Origin of the sequence: Streptomyces mesophilus, from assembly GCF_040300965.1 — a bacterium.
GTDB classification, from domain to species: domain Bacteria; phylum Actinomycetota; class Actinomycetes; order Streptomycetales; family Streptomycetaceae; genus Streptomyces; species Streptomyces mesophilus_A.
In genome coordinates, this window is record NZ_JBEPEW010000026.1 from 20,767 (window position 1) to 37,675 (window position 16,909).

The window sequence follows — 16,909 nt, forward strand, 5'->3', positions numbered from 1 at the left end:
CCACTCACATCCGGAAGACGCCGAAACCGCCACGCGCGCCCTCGTAGGGGGCGTTGTGGATCACCGACAGGCACAGGCCGAGGACCGTGCGCGTATCGCGCGGGTCGATGACCCCGTCGTCGTAGAGCCGCCCGGACAGGAACAACGGCAGGGACTCGGACTCGATCTGCTGCTCCACCATCGCCCGCAGCGCGGCGTCGGCCTCGTCGTCGTACGGCTGCCCTTTGGCGGCGGCCGACTGGCGGGCCACGATCGACAAGACGCCCGCGAGCTGCTGCGGGCCCATGACAGCGGACTTGGAGCTGGGCCAGGCGAAGAGGAAGCGCGGGTCGTACGCGCGCCCGCACATCCCGTAGTGCCCGGCGCCGTACGACGCGCCCATCAGGACGGACAGATGCGGGACCCGTGAATTGGACACCGCGTTGATCATCATCGCGCCGTGCTTGATGATCCCGCCCTGCTCGTACTCCTTGCCGACCATGTAGCCGGTGGTGTTGTGCAGGAAGAGCAGCGGGATGTCGCGCTGGTTGGCGAGCTGGATGAACTGGGCCGCCTTCTGGGACTCCGCGGAGAAGAGCACACCCTGCGCATTGGCCAGGACTCCGACCGGATAGCCGTGGAGGGAGGCCCAGCCGGTGACCAGCGAGGTCCCGTACAGCGGTTTGAACTCGTCGAAGTCCGAGCCGTCGACGATCCGGGCGATGACCTCGCGCGGATCGAAGGGGATCTTGAGGTCGCCGGGGACGATGCCGAGGAGCTCGTCCTCGTCGTGCTTCGGCGGCTCGGCGGGTCCCGGATTCTCGTACGCCTTGCGCCAGTTGAGCCGGGAGACGACCCGGCGCGCCTGCCGGAGCGCGTCGTGCTCGTCGGCCGCGAGGTAGTCGGCGAGTCCGGACGTGCGGGCGTGCATCTCGGCGCCGCCGAGTTCCTCGTCGCCGGACTCCTCGCCGGTGGCCATCTTGACCAGGGGCGGGCCGCCGAGGAAGACCTTGGCGCGCTCCTTGACCATGATCACGTGGTCGCACAGGCCGGGGACGTACGCGCCGCCTGCGGTGGAGTTGCCGAAGACGACGGCGACGGTCGGGATGCCGGCGGCGGAGGACTGGGTGAGGTGCTTGAAGAGGGCGCCTCCCGGGATGAAGATCTCCTTCTGCGAGGGGAGATCCGCGCCGCCCGATTCCACGAGGTGGATCGACGGGAGGCGGTTGGCGTGGCCGATCTCGTGGGCGCGGAAGGCCTTCTTCAGGGTCCAGGGGTTGGAGGCGCCGCCGCGTACGGTCGGGTCGTTGGCCGTGATCAGGCACTCGACGCCTTCGACGACACCGATCCCGGTGACCATGGAGGCACCCACGGGATAGTCACTGCCCCAGGCCGCGAGCGGCGACAGCTCCAGGAACGGGGTGTCGGGGTCGACCAGCAGCTCGATCCGCTCGCGGGCGAGCAACTTGCCGCGCTTACGGTGCCGTTCGGTGTACTTCTCGCCACCGCCCGCGAGGGCCTTGGCGTGCTCGGCGGCGAGCTCGTCGAGTTTGGCGAGCATGGCTGAGCGGTGGGCTGTGTAGTCGGGGGATGCGGTGTCAAGGGCTGTGGACAGCAGGGTCATCGGCGTTCTCCGCGGGTCTCGGCGTTATCCACAGGCGGGGACGAGGGCGGTGGATGTGGATAGCCTGGAAAGGGCTTCGGCCCCCGGGTGGGCGGGGACTGTCCGGCGGGCGGGGACTGTCCGGCGGGCAGACACAGTCCAGCGGGCGGGGACTGTCCGGCGAGCGAGCACCGTCCAGCGTCCGGGCACCATCCGGCAGGCGGGGACTGTCCAGCGGGCGGGCACCGTCCAGCAGGCGGACACCGCCCAGCGTCCGGGCACCGTCCAACAGGCTGGCACCACCCACCAGATGGACAGCAAGCTCACAGCAGCACCTCCGGCACATCCACACACCGCGACCGCAGCCACTCCCCCAGCCCCTTCGCCTGCGGGTCGAAGCGGTGCTGGGAGGCGACGCCCTCGCCGAGCAGGCCCTCGATCACGAAGTTCAGGGCGCGCAGCTCGGGCAGCAGGTGCCGGGTGACGGCCAACCCCGCGGTCTCCGGCAGGAGTTGGGCGAGGCGTTCGACGGTCAGCTCGTGCGCCAGCCACCGCCACGCGGCATCCGACCGCACCCACACCCCCACGTTCGCGTCCCCGCCCTTGTCGCCGCTGCGCGCACCGGCGATCAGGCCGAGCGGTGCACGACGGGTCCCCTTGTGGAGCAACGGTGGCGGCAAATGCGGAGGTTGTACCGGTTCGAGCACCTGGGTCACCCCCGGTGGGGGGACCTTTTGTCGCGTCCCCTCCGGCAGTACGGCCACCTGCTCGACCTCGCCCTGCGGAACGTAAGCCGCCTCGAACACCCCGTACGGTGCGCCGCGGCCGGGCGGTGCGGTGAGCGTGAACCCCGGATAGCCGGACAGACCCAGCTCCACCGCAGCCCCGCTGAGCCGCCGCCCCACGAGGTCCGGGTCGCCGTCCCGTACGACCAGGCGCAGCAGCGCACTCGCCGTCTCCTGGGTGTCGGCGTCGGGCCGGTCGGTGCGCACCAGCTCCCAGCGGACCTCGCGCGGGCGTTGCTTGCCCCGTGACAGGGCGTCCTCCAACTGCGCCTGTACGTACGCCGCTTTGGCGTCGATGTCGAGGCCGGTCAGCACGAACTCGACCTGGTTGCGGTGCCCGCCGATCCGGTTGAGCCCCACCTTGAGCGTGGGCGGCGGCGCCTCGCCTCGTACGCCCTCGATCCGCACCCGGTCCGGACCGTCCTGCGCGAGTCGTACGGAGTCGAGGCGGGCGGTGACGTCCGGTCCCGCGTAGCGCACCGGGCCGGTCTCGTACAGGAGTTGAGCGGTGACCGTGCCCAGGTCGACGACGCCACCTGTGCCCGGATGCTTGGTGATGACGCTGCTGCCGTCCGCGTGCAGCTCGGCGAGCGGGAAGCCGGGGTGCAGCATCGTGCGCGGGTCGTGCTCGCCGAAGAAGGCGTAGTTGCCGCCGGTCGCCTGCGCCCCGCACTCCAGGACGTGCCCGGCGACGACGGCGCCCGCGAGCGCGTCGTGGTCCTCGGCGCTCCAGTCGAACCACCAGGCGGCGGGTCCGGTGACCAGCGCCGCGTCCGTCACGCGGCCGGTGACGACCACGTCCGCGCCGGCCCGCAGACAGTCGGTGATGCCTTGTCCGCCGAGGTACGCGTTGGCGGTGAGCACGCCCTCGCCCCAGCCCGGCCGGGTGCGCAGATCGTCGCCCTCGACGTGGGCGACGCGGGTGTCGATGCCGAGACGGCCCGCCAACTCCCGTACGCGCAACGCCAGTCCGGACGGATTGAGCCCGCCCGCGTTGACCACGATCTTCGTGCCCTGCTCCCGGGCGATCCCCAGGCACTCCTCCAACTGCCGCAGAAAGGACTTGGCGTACCCCGCCGCCGGGTCCTTCATCAGGTCGCGGCCGAGGATCAGCATGGTGAGCTCGGCGAGGTAGTCGCCGGTGACGACGTCGACCGGGCCGCCGGTGAGCATCTCGCGCAGGGCGCCGTGGCGGTCGCCGTAGAAGCCGGACGCGTTGGCGATACGGAGAGCGGGGCGCGTCACCGTTCGCCGCCTCCCGCGGGAGGCCGCCCCTTCCCGGGCGGTCCCGCGAAGGCCTGCGCGATGTCCAGCCAGCGGTCGGCGTCCGGGCCCTCGGCGCTCACATCGAGGTCGGAGCGGTGGGCGCGCTGGGTCACCAGGAGGCAGAAGGCGTACGCGTCGCCGGTGACGCGCTGGGGCGCGCCTTCGGGGCCGTACGTCCACAACTCACCGTCAGGCGAACGCAGTTCGCCCCGGAACTCCTCACCCGGCGGCTCGATCCCCCGCACCAGGAACGAGTAGTCCCTGGCCCGCACCCCGATCCGTACGACATGGCGCAGCCGCGCCGTGGGCACCCGGAGCACCCCGAGCCCGTCGGCCACGTCCTGACCGTGTGCCCAGGTCTCCATCAGCCGGCCGGTCGCCATGGACGCGACGCTCATCGGCGGCCCGTACCAGGGGAACTTGGCCCCCTCGGGAGCCGCCCGCAGCGCCTCCTGCAGCCGTTCACGGCCCGCGCGCCAGCCGGCGAGCAGTTCGGCGGGCGGGACCCGTGCACCCTCCTCGGCACCCTGGTCGACGAAACTGTCGGGCGCCGCGAGCGCCTTCTCCAGCTCCGCCCCGAAGGCCTCGGAGTCGGTCACGGCGATCAGCGCGGCGCGGTCCGTCCATGCGAGATGGGCGATCTGATGCGCCACGCTCCAGCCTTCGGCGGGCGTGCCGCGCCCCCAGTCCGAGCCGCTCAACTCCCCGACGATCACGTCGAGTTCACGGCTTTCCTCGGCCAGATCGTCGAGCACTGCCCGTACGACTTCGGACACGGCACGCACTCCCCTCGGGGGATGTCGGTGTGACGCTGTGACGGTGTGTGCGGCGAGCATGGCAGCGGGCGGAACAGGAAACAAGCACGCGTGCTTGAAAATCTGCGCTCCGGCCACCGATTAATTCCGCCGTGGCCCACGGTCAGACAGTGTGTAATCAGCGAACACCAACCTTGGAGATCTTGAAATGCGCACCCTGATCAGCACCTCATTCGTCTCCCTCGACGGCGTCATGGAGGCACCGGGCGGCGAGCCCGGCCACCGCAGCTCGGGCTGGACCTTCAAGGACATCGAGTTCCTGCCCGAGGCGTACGAGATCAAGGGCCGCGAGCAGGAGGAGGCCGGGGCGATGCTCTTCGGCCGGGCCAGCTACGAGGCGTTCAGCCCGGTGTGGCCCGGGATGGAGGAGTTCGCCACGTACAAGACGCTGCCGAAGTACATCGTCTCGACGACCCTCAAGCAGGAGGACCTGGTCGAGGGCTGGGGCGAGCAGACGATCCTGCGCTCCCTGGACGACGTCGCCGCCCTGAAGCAGACCGAGGGCGGCCCGATCAGCATGCACGGCAGCACCGAACTGGGCCGCAACCTCTCGGACGCCGGCCTGATCGACCGCTACCACCTCCTTGTCTTCCCGCTGCTGCTCGGCGCGGGCAAGCGCCTGTTCAGCGACACGGACAAGGACAAGCAGATGCTGAAGCTGGTCGAGCAGGAGACGTACGCCAACGGCATCCAGAAGATGGTCTTCGACGTCGTACGGTGATCATGGCCGGTGCGGTGGAGCGGTGTCGGCCGGCGCGGTGGAGCGGCTCGGCCGGAGCGGTGGAGCGGTGTCGCCGGGTGCGGTGGAGCTGTGTCGGCCGCTCCACCCGGCCGTCTCCCGCGGCCACTCCACCCGGCCGTCTCCCGCGGTCACTCCACCTGGCCGGCTCCCCCGACCCCCGGGCCGTGACGCCCCGCCTCACACCCCGGCCACCGCCCGCGCGAACTCCGCCGGGTTGTCGAACATGACGTTGTGCCCGGCTCCCGGCACGGTACGGACGTCCACTCCAGCCGCCCCCAGGGCTCTCCGCCCGCGCAGTTCGCCGCTCGACTCGCCCTGGAGATAGACCCGCTCCATGGCGGCCCGCTCGAACATCTCGCGCATCACCGGCCGGCTGCCCCGCACCAGATGCGTGGCCGAGCGGTGCAGCGCGAGCGGATCGGCCAGCCGCATGGTCGCGGCCCATAGCGGGCCCACCCGGTCGAGGACCCGCGCGAAGCCGCCCCCGCGCACGAACTCCTCCTCCGTGTACGAGGAGATACCGCTGCTTCCCGTTCCGGTCTCGGGAAAGCTGTCGAGGTTGCCCTCGGTGACCACCAGCCGCCCCACCAGGTCGGGCCTGCGGTGGGCCAGGACGATGGCGACCGCGCCGCCCATGCTGTGCCCCGCGATCACACCGGCCCGCACGTTCGCCTCGTCGAGCACGGCGGCCAGCGCGTCCGCGTGATCCTCCAGCGTGTACGCGAAGTCGGCGGGCCGGTCGCTGATGCCGTGCCCGGGCAGGTCGACGAAGAGCGTACGGCGACCGCCGAGTTCGGGCCGGGCGCAGATATGGGCGTGGTAGACCGCCGAGGACGCGCCCAGACCGTGCACGAACACGACGGGCGGCCCGCCGCGCTCCCCGGCCGGCGCACCGCCGTCCGCCTCGGTCCACCGGATCATGCTGCCCCGCGTATCGAACCGAACCTGCTTCATCACGCGACCCCTCCCCCGCTCTCCGCCTTCGGACGCGGACACTCTCCGCCTTCGGACGCCGACCATACATCGGCAGCGTAGTACTACGTCAACGAGGTACACCGGTGTGGGAGAGCGTGCGGGAGAATGGCCGCATGCTGGAGCTCTCGATCCTCGGATTCCTCTACGACGCCCCGCTGCACGGCTACGAGCTGCGCAAACGCATCACGGCACTCACGGGACACGTGCGCCCGGTCGGGGAGTCGACGCTGTATCCGGCGATCAAGCGCCTGGAGAAGGCCGGGCTCCTGGCGCGCGAGACCCAGCAGGGGCCGGCCGCCGCGCCCCGCCACGTCCTCAGCCTCACCGAGGCGGGCAGGCGGGAGCTGCTGCGCCGCCTCGCCGAGGCCGAGGGCCCCGAGGTGACGGACGAGAACCGCTGGTTCACCCTCCTCAGCTTTCTGCGCCACCTCGACGATCCGGCCGCCCAGGCGGCCGTCCTGCGCCGCCGCCTGTCGTTCCTGGAGGAGCCCACGAGTTTCTTCTACGACGGTGAACATCCGCTGAGCGCGGAGGAGTTGACCGACCCGTTCCGCCAGGGGGTACTGACGGTCGCCAGAGCCACCACCAAGGCGGAGTCGAAGTGGCTGCGGGAGACGTTGGCGGATCTGGCGGATGCGGTGGATACGGAGGGCGACAAGGCAAGGCGAAGCACGCCCTAGCAACCGCCCCCACCCGCGAGCCCCCACGTATACCGCCGCACGCCCCGGGCACCCTGGACCCCATGGACATGCAGGAGTTGGGCAGCCGGAAGCCGGACACCCGGGAGCTTCAGCAGGCACTGAGCGAGGTCGTCCGAGGGGAAGTCGAGTTCACAGCCGGGCAGCGGGCGTTGTTCACGATGGATGCGTCCAACTATCGGAGGGTGCCCCTCGGGGTCGTCGCGCCTCGGGATGCCGCCGATGTCGAGGCCACGCTGAAGGTGTGCGGGGAACGGCAGGTGCCGGTCGTGGCGCGCGGGGCCGGGACCTCGATCGCCGGGCAGGCCACGGGGGTCGGGGTGGTGCTCGACTTCACCCGGCACATGGACCGAATCGTCCGCGTCGACCCCGAGGCGCGTGAGGCCGTCGTCCAGCCCGGCGTCATTCTGGACCGGCTGCGCGACGAGGCCGGGCGGCACGGGCTCACCTTCGGACCGGATCCCTCCACCCACAGCCGCTGCACGCTCGGCGGGATGATCGGGAACAACTCCTGCGGCTCCCACTCCGTGGCCTGGGGCACGACCGCCGACAACACAAAGGCGCTGAAGGTCCTCTCGTACGGCGGGGAGGCCTTCAGCCTCGGGCAGGGCTGGGACGGTGCGCCCCAAGGACTCCGCCCGCTCGTCGACGCGCAACTCGCCCTGCTGCGGACCGGCTTTCCCGACCTCCCCCGCCGTATCTCCGGATACGCGCTCGACGCCCTGCTCCCCGAGAACGGCGTCGACCACGCCCGCGCCTTCTGCGGCAGCGAGGGCACGCTCGGCGTGCTCACCGAGGCGACGGTCGAGCTGGTCGAGGCGCCGAAGGCGCGGGCCCTCGCCGTCCTCGGATACGCCGACGAGAGCGCCGCCGCCGAGGCCGCGCCCGCGCTCCTCGCTCACGGGCCGCTGACCGTGGAGGGCATGTCCGCCGATCTCGTACCGGGGCCGAAGCACCAACTCCCCAAGGGCGCCGCCTGGTTGTTCGTCGAGGCCGGGGGTGCGAGTGCGGCCGAGGCGCGGGCGCACGGCGAGCGGATCGTGCGGGCCGCCGGGGCGCTGGACGCGAGCATCGTCACCGACCCGGCCGGACAGCGCGCCCTGTGGCGGATCCGCGAGGACGCCTCCGGCACCGCGACCCGGATGCCCGACGGATCGGAGGCCTGGCCCGGCTGGGAGGACTGCGCGGTGCCGCCCGCCCGACTGGGCCCGTATCTGCGGGAGTTCCGCGCCCTGCTCGGCGAGCACGGGCTGCGCGGCACCCCGTACGGGCACTTCGGTGACGGCTGCATCCATGTACGGATCGACTTCGATCTGCTGAGTACTGAGGGGATCGGCCGCTTCCGCCGCTTCTCGGAGGAGCTCGCCGAGCTGGTCGTCGCGCACGGCGGCTCGCTGTCCGGGGAGCACGGGGACGGGCAGGCGCGGGCCGAGCTGCTGCCGAAGATGTACGGCGAGGAGCTGGTGCGGGTCTTCGAGCAGGTCAAAGGGGTGTGGGATCCGGGCGACGGGCTCAACCCCGGGATGCTGGTGCGCCCGGACCCGCTGGACGCCAACCTGCGCTTCGCGCCGCTGCCGCGCGAGCCGGTGCCGGTCGCGTTCGGCTATCCGCACGACGGCGGGGACTTTTCGGCGGCCGTACGCCGATGCGTGGGCGTCGCGAAGTGCCGTAATACCTCGGCAAGTTCAGGTGCCGTGATGTGCCCCTCCTTCCGTGCCACCGGCGCCGAGGAGCACTCCACGCGCGGCCGGGCCCGGCTCCTTCACGAGATGCTCGCCGGCGAGGTGATCACCGACGGGTGGCGCAGCGAGGAGGTGCGCGACGCGCTCGATCTGTGCCTGTCCTGCAAGGGGTGCCGGTCCGACTGTCCGGTGGGCGTCGACATGGCCACGTACAAGAGCGAGTTCCTGCACCAGCACTACGCCGGGCGCCGACGGCCCCGCGCCCACTACACGCTCGGGCGGCTGCCCAGGTGGCTGCGGATCGCCGCGCCGTTCGCCCGCGTGGTGAACGCCGCCGCCTCCGTGCGGCCGCTCGCCGCGCTCGCCAAGCGGATCGGCGGGATCGCGCCCGAGCGCGACATCCCGCGCCTGGCGCCCCGCACCTTCCGGCGCTGGTTCGCCAAGCACCCCAAAAGCGCCACCCCCGCCGTCACCCTCTGGCCCGACACCTTCACCAACCACCTCTCCCCGTCCGTCGGCGAGGCGGCCGTCCGCGTCCTCGAGGACGCCGGGCTCGGTGTCGCGCTGCCGCCCGAAGGGGTCTGCTGCGGGCTCACGTATCTCTCGACCGGGCAGCTCGACCAGGCCCGCGCGATCCTGCGCCGCACTCTGGACCGCGTCCCCCTCGACCGGCCGCTCGTCGTGCTCGAACCGAGCTGCGCCGCCGCGCTCACATCAGATCTGCCCGAGCTGCTCGGCGACGACCCGCGCGCCCACCGCCTCGCCGCGTCCGTACGCACCTTCGCCGAGGCCCTCGCCGAACTCGCCCCCGACTGGACGCCCCCGCGGCTCGACCGCCCGGCCGTCGGCCAGACCCACTGCCACCAGCACGCGGTCCTCGGCGAACAGGCGGACAACGAGCTGCGCAGGCGGGCCGGCCTGACGGGCGAGCTGAGCGGGGGCTGCTGCGGACTCGCGGGCAATTTCGGGTTCGAGCCCGGCCACCACGAGGTGTCCACGGCCTGCGCCGAAGACCAGCTGCTGCCGGCTGTACGGGAGGCTGCGTCCGACTCCGTGCTGCTCGCGGACGGCTACTCCTGCCGGACGCAGCTGGAACAGCTGGCGGGGCGGCGGGCGTTGCATCTCGCAGAGGCGCTGGCACAGCACCTCGAGCCGCCCGCGACCGGTCCCGCTCCGGGCGGTCCTGCCGCGATGTGAGACGGCGCGAGGGGCGTACGTCACGTGCAAAATGGGGTTACAACCCTGACTCAGTCCAGTACCTTGGACGCACGAGTCCATCATCTTGCACTACACCGAGGGAAGCCGCTGTGAACGCTCAGCCCGGGACCGACCGTCCGACCACGGTCATCGCCGGAGCCGCCGTCACCGAGCCGGAGGCGCTCGGTGCGCTCGGCCGGCTTCGCAAGCGGGGCGGGCAGGGCTCGCTCGGCTCCATCGGTCTGGTGCTCGCGGCCGGGTTCTCGGTGCAGTTCGGTGCGGCGATCGCGGTGATGCTGATGCCGCGCGCCGGTGCGATCGGTGTGGTGACGCTGCGGCTCGTGGCCTCCGCGCTCGTCCTGCTGATCGTCTGCCGGCCCAAGGTGCGCGGGTACACGCGCGCCGACTGGGGCACGGTGTTCGCGTTCGGGCTCGCGATGGGCGCGATGAACACGCTGTTCTACCAGGCGGCGGACCGAATCCCGCTCGGTATCGCGGTCACCCTCGAGGTGCTCGGACCGCTGATCCTCTCCGTGATCGCCTCACGCCGCGCGGTCAACGCGGTGTGGGCGGGGCTCGCGCTGGTCGGTGTGTTCCTGCTCGGCGGGGCGGGCGGCCTCGGCTCGCTCGATCTCGTCGGTGCGGCGTTCGCGCTCGCGGCGGGCGCGATGTGGGCGGCGTACATCGTCTTCAGCTCGAAGACCGGGCGGCGCTTCCCGTCGGCGGACGGGCTCGCGCTCGCGATGGGTGTCGCTGCCGTGCTCAGCCTTCCGCTGGGTATCGCCGAGGCCGGCTCGAAGCTGCTCGTGCCGAGCACGATGCTGCTCGGTCTGGGCGTGGCGGTGCTGTCCTCCGTACTGCCGTACACGCTCGAACTCTTCGCGCTGCGGAGGCTTCCCGCCTCGACCTTCGCGATCATGATGAGCCTGGAGCCGGCGCTGGCCACGGCGGCGGGCTTCTTCGTCCTCCACCAGGGGCTTTCGGTCACGGACGCGATCGCCATCGCGCTGGTGATCGCGGCGAGCATGGGGGCGGTACGGACGCAGGCGAGGTCCGCGTCGCTGTGAGGCGGCGGCCTGGGGGCGTCAGCCCCCGGAACAACCACCCGCCGCGGAGCGGCGGAGCAACATCGGCCGCAGGCCGCAACGCCCATCTCGCGGGATGGACCAGCCGACAACGCCGACAAAGATGCCGCTAGGCTCGCGCCGTGGCTGAGATCCAGATCCCGAATGACATCAAGCCCGCCGACGGCCGTTTCGGCGCGGGCCCCTCCAAGGTGCGTACGGAAGCGCTCGACGCTCTGGCCGCCACCGGCACCTCCCTGCTCGGCACCTCCCATCGCCAGGCCCCGGTGAAGAACCTGGTCGGCCGGGTGCGTGACGGTGTGAGCAACCTGTTCCAGCTCCCCGAGGGCTACGAGGTCATCCTCGGCAACGGCGGCTCCACCGCGTTCTGGGACGTCGCGACCCACGGGCTGATCGACAACAAGTCGCAGCACCTCAACTTCGGCGAGTTCTCCTCCAAGTTCGCCAAGGCCGCGAAGCTCGCGCCCTGGCTGGCCGAGCCCACCGTGATCGCCTCCGAGCCCGGTACGCACCCGGAGCCGCAGGCCGAGGCGGGCGTGGACGTGTACGCGTACACGCACAACGAGACCTCGACCGGTGTGGCCGCCCCGATCAAGCGGGTCGCGGGCGCCGACGAGGGTTCACTCGTCCTGGTGGACGCCACCTCCGGCGCCGGCGGTCTCCCGGTGGACATCACCGAGACGGATGTCTACTACTTCGCCCCGCAGAAGTCCTTCGCCTCCGACGGCGGCCTGTGGATCGGCGTGTTCTCGCCCGCCGCGATCGAGCGCGCCGAGCGCATCCACGCGAGCGGCCGGCACGTCCCGGAGTTCTTCTCGCTGCCGACGGCGATCGACAACTCCCGCAAGAACCAGACGTACAACACGCCCGCCCTCTCCACGCTCTTCCTGCTCGCCGAGCAGCTGGACTGGATCAACGGGCAGGGCGGCCTCGCCTGGTCGACCGCGCGCACCAAGGACAGCTCGGACCGCCTCTACGGCTGGGCCGAGGAGTCCAAGTTCGCCACCCCGTTCGTCACCGACGCGGCCAAGCGCTCGCAGGTCATCGGCACGATCGACTTCAACGACGACGTGGACGCGGCCGCGCTCGCCAAGGTGCTTCGCGCCAACGGCATCGTCGACACCGAGCCGTACCGCAAGCTGGGCCGCAACCAGCTGCGGATCGCGATGTTCCCGGCGATCGACCCGGCGGACGTACAGGCGCTGACGGCCTGTATCGACTACGTGATCGAGAAGCTGTAACCGGACGACCGAACCTCGCACTCAGAGAAAAGGGCCGACGCGCGATGCGTCGGCCCTTTCCCTTTGTTGCGGTCGTGTTGCATTCATCAAGGCTATCCAACGGCGCTTATACGGGACGTATTCGAAGCCCGGGACTTTGGTCCCTAATACCCGGGCAAAGCGCGACCCAAGAGTTCGGGAAAGCCCGCAGTTGAACGGCGTGATGGGCCCCGGGACTTTCGGCGAAGACCCCTGGTCACGGGGGTGCGGGCGGGAAACCGCGTGCCCAGGATGAACCTCATAGACAGTGCACCGGGGAACAAATCCCCGGCCCTGCAAGGAGGTTCACTCATGCGTAAGGCACTCACCGTCTCGGCGATCGCCGTAGTCGCCTCGATGGCCATCGCCGCTCCGGCGACTGCTTTCGCCGCGGACGCCTCGCCGTCGCCGTCGGCTTCCGCGTCCGCGACGCCCGGCCCGAAGGACGACGCCGCGAAGAGCGACTCGTCGGACAAGGCCAAGGCCGAGGTCGCGGTGGTCTCCACGCCGAAGGACCCGACCGGCTACAAGGCCGGCGAGCAGGTCCGCTTCCAGGTGGAGACCTCCGGCGACGCGAAGGTCAGCGGCTCCTCCGACGCGCTCAGCGGTATCTCCGTCAAGAAGGTCGGCAGCGGCACGTACGAGGGCACGGGCACGGTCAAGTCCGGCTACGGCATCGGCACAGCCCACCTCAAGGTCACCGCCGACTACGGCGACACCGGAGCGCAGGGCTCCGCCACCTTCCTGGTCAACACCGACGGCGCCAAGCCCAAGCCCGACCCGTCCAAGGCCTCGCTGTCGCTGTCCACCGACGGCGGCAAGGTCGGCGACAAGGTCTCCGTGACCGTCAAGGACGCCGGTTCCGACTCGGTCGCCACCGTGAAGTCCGACGCGTTCGGCGGCACCGTGAAGCTGGAGCGCGACCCGCAGCACGAGGGCACCTGGCACGGCACCGCGACCGTCGCGGACTCCGCCAAGTCCGGCTACTACCGGGTGGACGCGCTGCTCGACGGCAAGGTCGTGGACTCCGCGAAGTTCGGCGTCCAGGGCAAGGAGGCCCCCGTGGTGGGCAAGTCCTCGCTCGCCGTGAACCCGGGCAGCGGCAAGGCCGGCGACAGGATCGCCCTCACCGTGGACGCCCCGTCCATCAACCCCAAGAGCAACGTGTCGGTGGACTCCAAGGCCTTCGGCAAGGTCTCCCTGACCCTGGGCAAGGACGGCAAGTGGCACGGCACGGCGACCGTCGCGAACGTGCAGCTCGGCCGGTACGACGTCAACTCCAGCACCGGCTCCAAGGCCGTGTTCACCGTGACGAAGAGCGGCGCCGTCAAGCCGCTCAAGCCCTCGGACCACAAGACCCCGCACGGCTCCGTGAACACCGGTATGGCCCCGGCCGATGTCTGAGATACGCACCCGTCGCGTCCGGGCGGCCACGCTCGCGGTGGTGGCGGCGGTCTCCGTCGCCACCGCCGCGGGGTGCTCCTCGCAGGCGAAGGACTCGGCGCAGAGCGCTCAGAACGCGGCGCATGTGAAGGCCGCTTCCGTGCTGCAGCCCTCGGTCCCCGACCACCTCACGATCCCCTCGATCAAGGTGGACACGGACCTCGGCACCGTCGGTCTCGACGGCAGCGGCGCGATGCAGACGCCGCCGTTCGACAAGCCGATGGAGGCCAGTTGGTACAAGGATGGTCCGACTCCGGGTGAGAAGGGTGCGTCGGCGATCGCCGGCCACATGGACACGCCCCAGGTCGAGAAGGCGGTCTTCTACAACCTCAAGGACCTCGAGAAGGACCAGGAGATCGACATCCGCCGCGAGGACGGCACGACGGCCGTCTTCAAGGTCGACGAGGTCGACACGTACAAGAAGTCCGACTTCCCGACCCAGAAGGTCTACGGGAAGACGGACAAGGCGGAGCTCCGACTGATCACCTGCGGCGGCGACCTCACCAAGGACCGCCACTGGGACTCGAACGTCGTGGTCTTCGCCCATCTGACGGGCTCGGAGACGGCCTGACCGGCGTCGAAGCGATACGTGTGGTGGGGCGTCCCTTCTCGCAAGGGGCGCCCCGCACGCGTATCAGCGGCTGAGCTTCTGGAATCGGCGAACCGCCAGCGGCAGGAAGACCGCCGTGACCACCAGCGGCCAGACCACGGCCATCAGCAGCGCGTTCTGCTCGATCCAACTGCCGTCCGCGCCCACGGGGTTGCCGAAGAGTTCACGGACCGCCGTGCCCGTCGAGGAGATCGGGTTCCAGGCGGCCACCGTGCCCAGCCAGCCCGGCATCGACGAGGTGGGCACGAAGATGCTGGACACCATCGTCAGCGGGAAGACCACCGCATAGAGCCCGCCGGCCGCCTCCGGGGAGGGGACGAGCAGGCCGAGCCAGACGCCGACCCAGATCAGGCTGAAGCGCAGCAGCACGAGCAGCGCGAAGCCGGCGACGGTCTCGCCGAACGAGCCGTGCGCGCGCCAGCCCATCGCGAGCGCGGTGAGCGCGAGGATCGTCAACTCGGCGCAGGCCACGATGATGTCCGTCAGACCGCGTCCGGTGACCACCGCCGACGGGGCCATCGGCATGGAGCGGAAGCGGTCGATGACGCCCTTGGTGGCGTCGTAGACCACACCGGTCGCGGTGTTCATGAAGCCGAACGCCATGGTCATCACGAACATGCCGGCCATCAGGAAGTCCCGGTAGGCATCGCTGCCTCCCTCGCCTCCCGGTGCCTTCATCGCCCCGCTGAAGACATAGCCGTAGAGCAGCACCGAGATGATCGGGAAGCCGAGCTGCCACAGGATGTACGAGGGTTTGTTGCGGTAGTGGGTGAGGAAGCGGCGGGCGACGTTGAAGCTGTCGGCGAGCGCCCAGTACAGGCGGCGTTCGTCGCCGGAGTCCACGCTCAGGTCGACGGGCGTGCGCTCGGCGGTGAGTTGGGCGCTCATGCCGGGACCTCCTCGCGTACGGACGGTGCGGGTTCTCCGGGTTCTTCGGAGTCCTTGGTGGTGTGGCCGGTCAGCGTGAGGAACACGTCGTCGAGGCTCGGGCGGCGCAGGCCGATGTCCTCGACCTGAACTGCCTGGTCCTGCAAGGTCCGGGCCACCTCGGTCAGGGCCGCGACGCGGTCGGCGACGGCCGCGTGGATACGGCGTTCCGCGCGGTCCACGGACGGTTCGCCCTCGCAGACCCGGGCCACGACGGCCAGCGCGGAGACGATCTCCGACTCCTCGGCCACGACGACCTCGATCCGGTCGCCGCCGACCGTGTTCTTGAGCTCGGCGGGGGTGTCGTCGGCGATCGCCCGGCCCTGGTCGATCACGGTGATCCGGGAGGCCAGCTTGTCGGCCTCGTCGAGGTACTGCGTGGTCAGCAGCACGGTCGTGCCCCCGTCGACCAACGCCCTTACCGCTTCCCAGACTTCACCGCGGCCGCGCGGGTCGAGCCCGGTGGTGGGCTCGTCGAGGAAGAGCACCTCGGGCGCGAGGATCATCGACGCGGCGAGGTCGAGGCGGCGGCGCATCCCGCCGCTGTAGTCGCCGACGCTTTTGGCCGCGGCCTCCACCAGGTCGAACTGCTCCAGGAGTTCACCGGCGCGCAGCTTCGCGCGCCGCCCGCCGAGGTGGAAGAGCCGGCCGAACAGCTCCAGGTTCTGCCGCCCGCTGAGCAGTTCGTCGACGGCCGCGTACTGCCCGGCGAGCCCGATCTTCGCCCGTACACCCCGGGGGTCCTCGGCCACATCGACCCCGGCGACCTGCGCCCGGCCGCCGTCGAGCTTGAGCAGGGTGGCCAGGGCGCGCACCGCGGTGGTCTTGCCCGCGCCGTTCGGACCGAGCAGTCCGTGTACGGCGCCGCGGCGGACGGTCAGGTCGAAGCCGTCCAGGGCGCGTTTCCCGCCGTACCTCTTCTGCAGGCCTTCCGCCCGCACCGCATGGGTTTCCACTGGACCCTCCCGAGGTCTCGCCAGCCATCTGAGTACACCGTACCCTAATTCGAGTACAGCGTACCCAGTTTTTCGGCCGAGGCGTACGGCGAAGGCATAGGGTGAGGTCATGAGCAGCAAGGACAGTGCGACCACCACCAGCGGCAGCGGTGATATCCGGCGCAGCCTCGAGCTGCTGTGGGGCACCGGCGAGCGGGCCGCACGCGGACCCAAGCCGACCCTGACGCTGGACCGGATCGTCGAGGCGGCCGTCGAGCTCGCGGACCGCGAGGGGATCGCGGCGGTCTCGATGCGCCGGCTCTCCACCGAGCTCGGGACCGGCACGATGTCGCTCTACCGGTACGTGCCGGGCAAGGCCGAGCTGCTCGATCTGATGCTGGACAAGGTGCAGGGCGAGGCCGTGCCCGAGGGGGCGGCGGTCCCGCAGCGCTGGCGCGAGTGCGTCGAGGCCATGGCCCGCAGACAGCTCGCCTATTACCGCGCCCATCCCTGGCTGCTCAAGGTCAACCAGGCGCGTGCGGTGCTCGGACCCAGTGCGATCCGCAGCATGGAAGTGGTGATCGCCCCGCTGCGCACCATGGGGCTGACCGACCCCGAACTCCTGTCGGTGATCATCACCGTGACGAGCTGGGTGACGGGCCACGCGCGCACCGAGGCCGACGCCGTCGAGGCGGTCAAGGAGACCGGTCTGAGCGACGAGGAGTTCTGGGGCAGCCAGCAGCCCTTCCTCGAACGGGCCATGCTCAGCGGCGAGTTCCCGCAGATGGCATCGCTCTCGGAGGACACCTTCAACTACGACTACGACCACTTCGAGTTCGGGCTCCAGCGCCTCATCGAGGGTTTCGCGACGCTGGTGGAGGAGCGGAATCGGAGCGGCCACGGGTGAC

14 protein-coding genes are annotated in these 16,909 nt (G+C 70.7%); 8 read left to right on the forward strand and 6 right to left on the reverse strand.

Translation table 11 applies throughout. The features are described from left to right. Positions 1-4 precede the first annotated feature (4 nt). From ABT367_RS12610 to ABT367_RS12620, 3 genes are all read right to left on the reverse strand, one after another. Positions 5-1,603, reverse strand: a complete 1,599-nt coding sequence (locus ABT367_RS12610; protein ID WP_352252413.1) for an acyl-CoA carboxylase subunit beta — start codon at positions 1,601-1,603, stop codon at positions 5-7. A gap of 302 nt (positions 1,604-1,905) precedes the next feature. Next, positions 1,906-3,612 (reverse strand): acyclic terpene utilization AtuA family protein, encoded by a 1,707-nt coding sequence (locus ABT367_RS12615; protein WP_352252415.1) that lies wholly within the window; start codon positions 3,610-3,612, stop codon positions 1,906-1,908. Next, positions 3,609-4,409 (reverse strand): TIGR03084 family metal-binding protein, encoded by an 801-nt coding sequence (locus tag ABT367_RS12620; protein ID WP_352252417.1) that lies wholly within the window; start codon positions 4,407-4,409, stop codon positions 3,609-3,611. The genes ABT367_RS12615 and ABT367_RS12620 overlap by 4 nt, the downstream gene beginning before the upstream one ends. Before the next feature lie 187 nt (positions 4,410-4,596). Here ABT367_RS12620 and ABT367_RS12625 point away from each other — a divergent pair, with 187 nt between their 5' ends. After that, positions 4,597-5,169, forward strand: a complete 573-nt coding sequence (locus ABT367_RS12625; protein ID WP_352252419.1) for a dihydrofolate reductase family protein — start codon at positions 4,597-4,599, stop codon at positions 5,167-5,169. 198 nt (positions 5,170-5,367) lie between these two features. Here the strand turns inward: ABT367_RS12625 and ABT367_RS12630 are convergent, their stop codons facing one another. After that, positions 5,368-6,144 carry an alpha/beta fold hydrolase gene (locus tag ABT367_RS12630; protein ID WP_352252495.1) on the reverse strand — a complete coding sequence of 259 codons (777 nt, stop codon included), beginning with the start codon at positions 6,142-6,144 and terminating at the stop codon, positions 5,368-5,370. A gap of 134 nt (positions 6,145-6,278) precedes the next feature. On the opposite strand from ABT367_RS12630, the gene ABT367_RS12635 reads away from it, so the two are divergent. The 6 genes from ABT367_RS12635 to ABT367_RS12660 all read left to right on the forward strand — a co-directional run bounded on the left by ABT367_RS12635 (position 6,279) and on the right by ABT367_RS12660 (position 14,100). Then, positions 6,279-6,845, forward strand: a complete 567-nt coding sequence (locus tag ABT367_RS12635) for a PadR family transcriptional regulator (RefSeq protein ID WP_352252421.1) — start codon at positions 6,279-6,281, stop codon at positions 6,843-6,845. A gap of 68 nt (positions 6,846-6,913) precedes the next feature. Next, the gene (locus ABT367_RS12640; RefSeq protein WP_434975454.1) at positions 6,914-9,742 is read left to right on the forward strand and encodes an FAD-binding and (Fe-S)-binding domain-containing protein; all 2,829 of its coding nucleotides are present in this window, start codon (positions 6,914-6,916) and stop codon (positions 9,740-9,742) included. Positions 9,743-9,852: 110 nt separating this feature from the next. Next, positions 9,853-10,809: an EamA family transporter gene (locus ABT367_RS12645; protein ID WP_352252425.1), complete on the forward strand. Its 957-nt coding sequence runs from the start codon at positions 9,853-9,855 to the stop codon at positions 10,807-10,809. A gap of 140 nt (positions 10,810-10,949) precedes the next feature. Continuing rightward, positions 10,950-12,068, forward strand: a complete 1,119-nt coding sequence (gene serC, locus ABT367_RS12650) for a phosphoserine transaminase (RefSeq protein WP_352252427.1) — start codon at positions 10,950-10,952, stop codon at positions 12,066-12,068. 330 nt (positions 12,069-12,398) lie between these two features. Further along, positions 12,399-13,490: a hypothetical protein gene (locus ABT367_RS12655; RefSeq protein ID WP_352252429.1), complete on the forward strand. Its 1,092-nt coding sequence runs from the start codon at positions 12,399-12,401 to the stop codon at positions 13,488-13,490. Continuing rightward, complete coding sequence (locus ABT367_RS12660) at positions 13,483-14,100, forward strand: class F sortase (protein WP_352252431.1); 618 nt, start codon at positions 13,483-13,485, stop codon at positions 14,098-14,100. Before ABT367_RS12655 ends, ABT367_RS12660 begins: the two co-directional genes overlap by 8 nt. Positions 14,101-14,163: 63 nt before the next feature. Here ABT367_RS12660 and ABT367_RS12665 read toward each other — a convergent pair whose 3' ends face one another. Both ABT367_RS12665 and ABT367_RS12670 read right to left on the reverse strand, forming a co-directional pair. Next, on the reverse strand, positions 14,164-15,027 hold the full coding sequence (locus ABT367_RS12665) for an ABC transporter permease (RefSeq protein ID WP_352252433.1): 864 nt from the start codon (positions 15,025-15,027) through the stop codon (positions 14,164-14,166). Then, positions 15,024-16,022, reverse strand: coding sequence for an ATP-binding cassette domain-containing protein (locus tag ABT367_RS12670; protein ID WP_352252435.1), 999 nt, complete (start codon positions 16,020-16,022; stop codon positions 15,024-15,026). The genes ABT367_RS12665 and ABT367_RS12670 overlap by 4 nt, the downstream gene beginning before the upstream one ends. A gap of 109 nt (positions 16,023-16,131) precedes the next feature. On the opposite strand from ABT367_RS12670, the gene ABT367_RS12675 reads away from it, so the two are divergent. Next, the gene (locus ABT367_RS12675; protein WP_352252437.1) at positions 16,132-16,908 is read left to right on the forward strand and encodes a TetR/AcrR family transcriptional regulator; all 777 of its coding nucleotides are present in this window, start codon (positions 16,132-16,134) and stop codon (positions 16,906-16,908) included. The last annotated feature ends 1 nt before the right edge of the window (position 16,909 follow it).

What these genes read in the sequence shown, in the direction of transcription:
- ABT367_RS12610 (WP_352252413.1), bottom strand. Translation starts at nt 1,603, where the DNA reads ATGACCCTGCTGTCCACAGCCCTTGACACCGCATCCCCCGACTACACA.
- ABT367_RS12625 (WP_352252419.1), top strand. Translation starts at nt 4,597, where the DNA reads ATGCGCACCCTGATCAGCACCTCATTCGTCTCCCTCGACGGCGTCATG.
- ABT367_RS12630 (WP_352252495.1), bottom strand. Translation starts at nt 6,144, where the DNA reads ATGAAGCAGGTTCGGTTCGATACGCGGGGCAGCATGATCCGGTGGACC.
- ABT367_RS12635 (WP_352252421.1), top strand. Translation starts at nt 6,279, where the DNA reads ATGCTGGAGCTCTCGATCCTCGGATTCCTCTACGACGCCCCGCTGCAC.
- ABT367_RS12640 (WP_434975454.1), top strand. Translation starts at nt 6,914, where the DNA reads ATGCAGGAGTTGGGCAGCCGGAAGCCGGACACCCGGGAGCTTCAGCAG.
- ABT367_RS12655 (WP_352252429.1), top strand. Translation starts at nt 12,399, where the DNA reads ATGCGTAAGGCACTCACCGTCTCGGCGATCGCCGTAGTCGCCTCGATG.
- ABT367_RS12660 (WP_352252431.1), top strand. Translation starts at nt 13,483, where the DNA reads ATGTCTGAGATACGCACCCGTCGCGTCCGGGCGGCCACGCTCGCGGTG.
- ABT367_RS12665 (WP_352252433.1), bottom strand. Translation starts at nt 15,027, where the DNA reads ATGAGCGCCCAACTCACCGCCGAGCGCACGCCCGTCGACCTGAGCGTG.
- ABT367_RS12675 (WP_352252437.1), top strand. Translation starts at nt 16,132, where the DNA reads ATGAGCAGCAAGGACAGTGCGACCACCACCAGCGGCAGCGGTGATATC.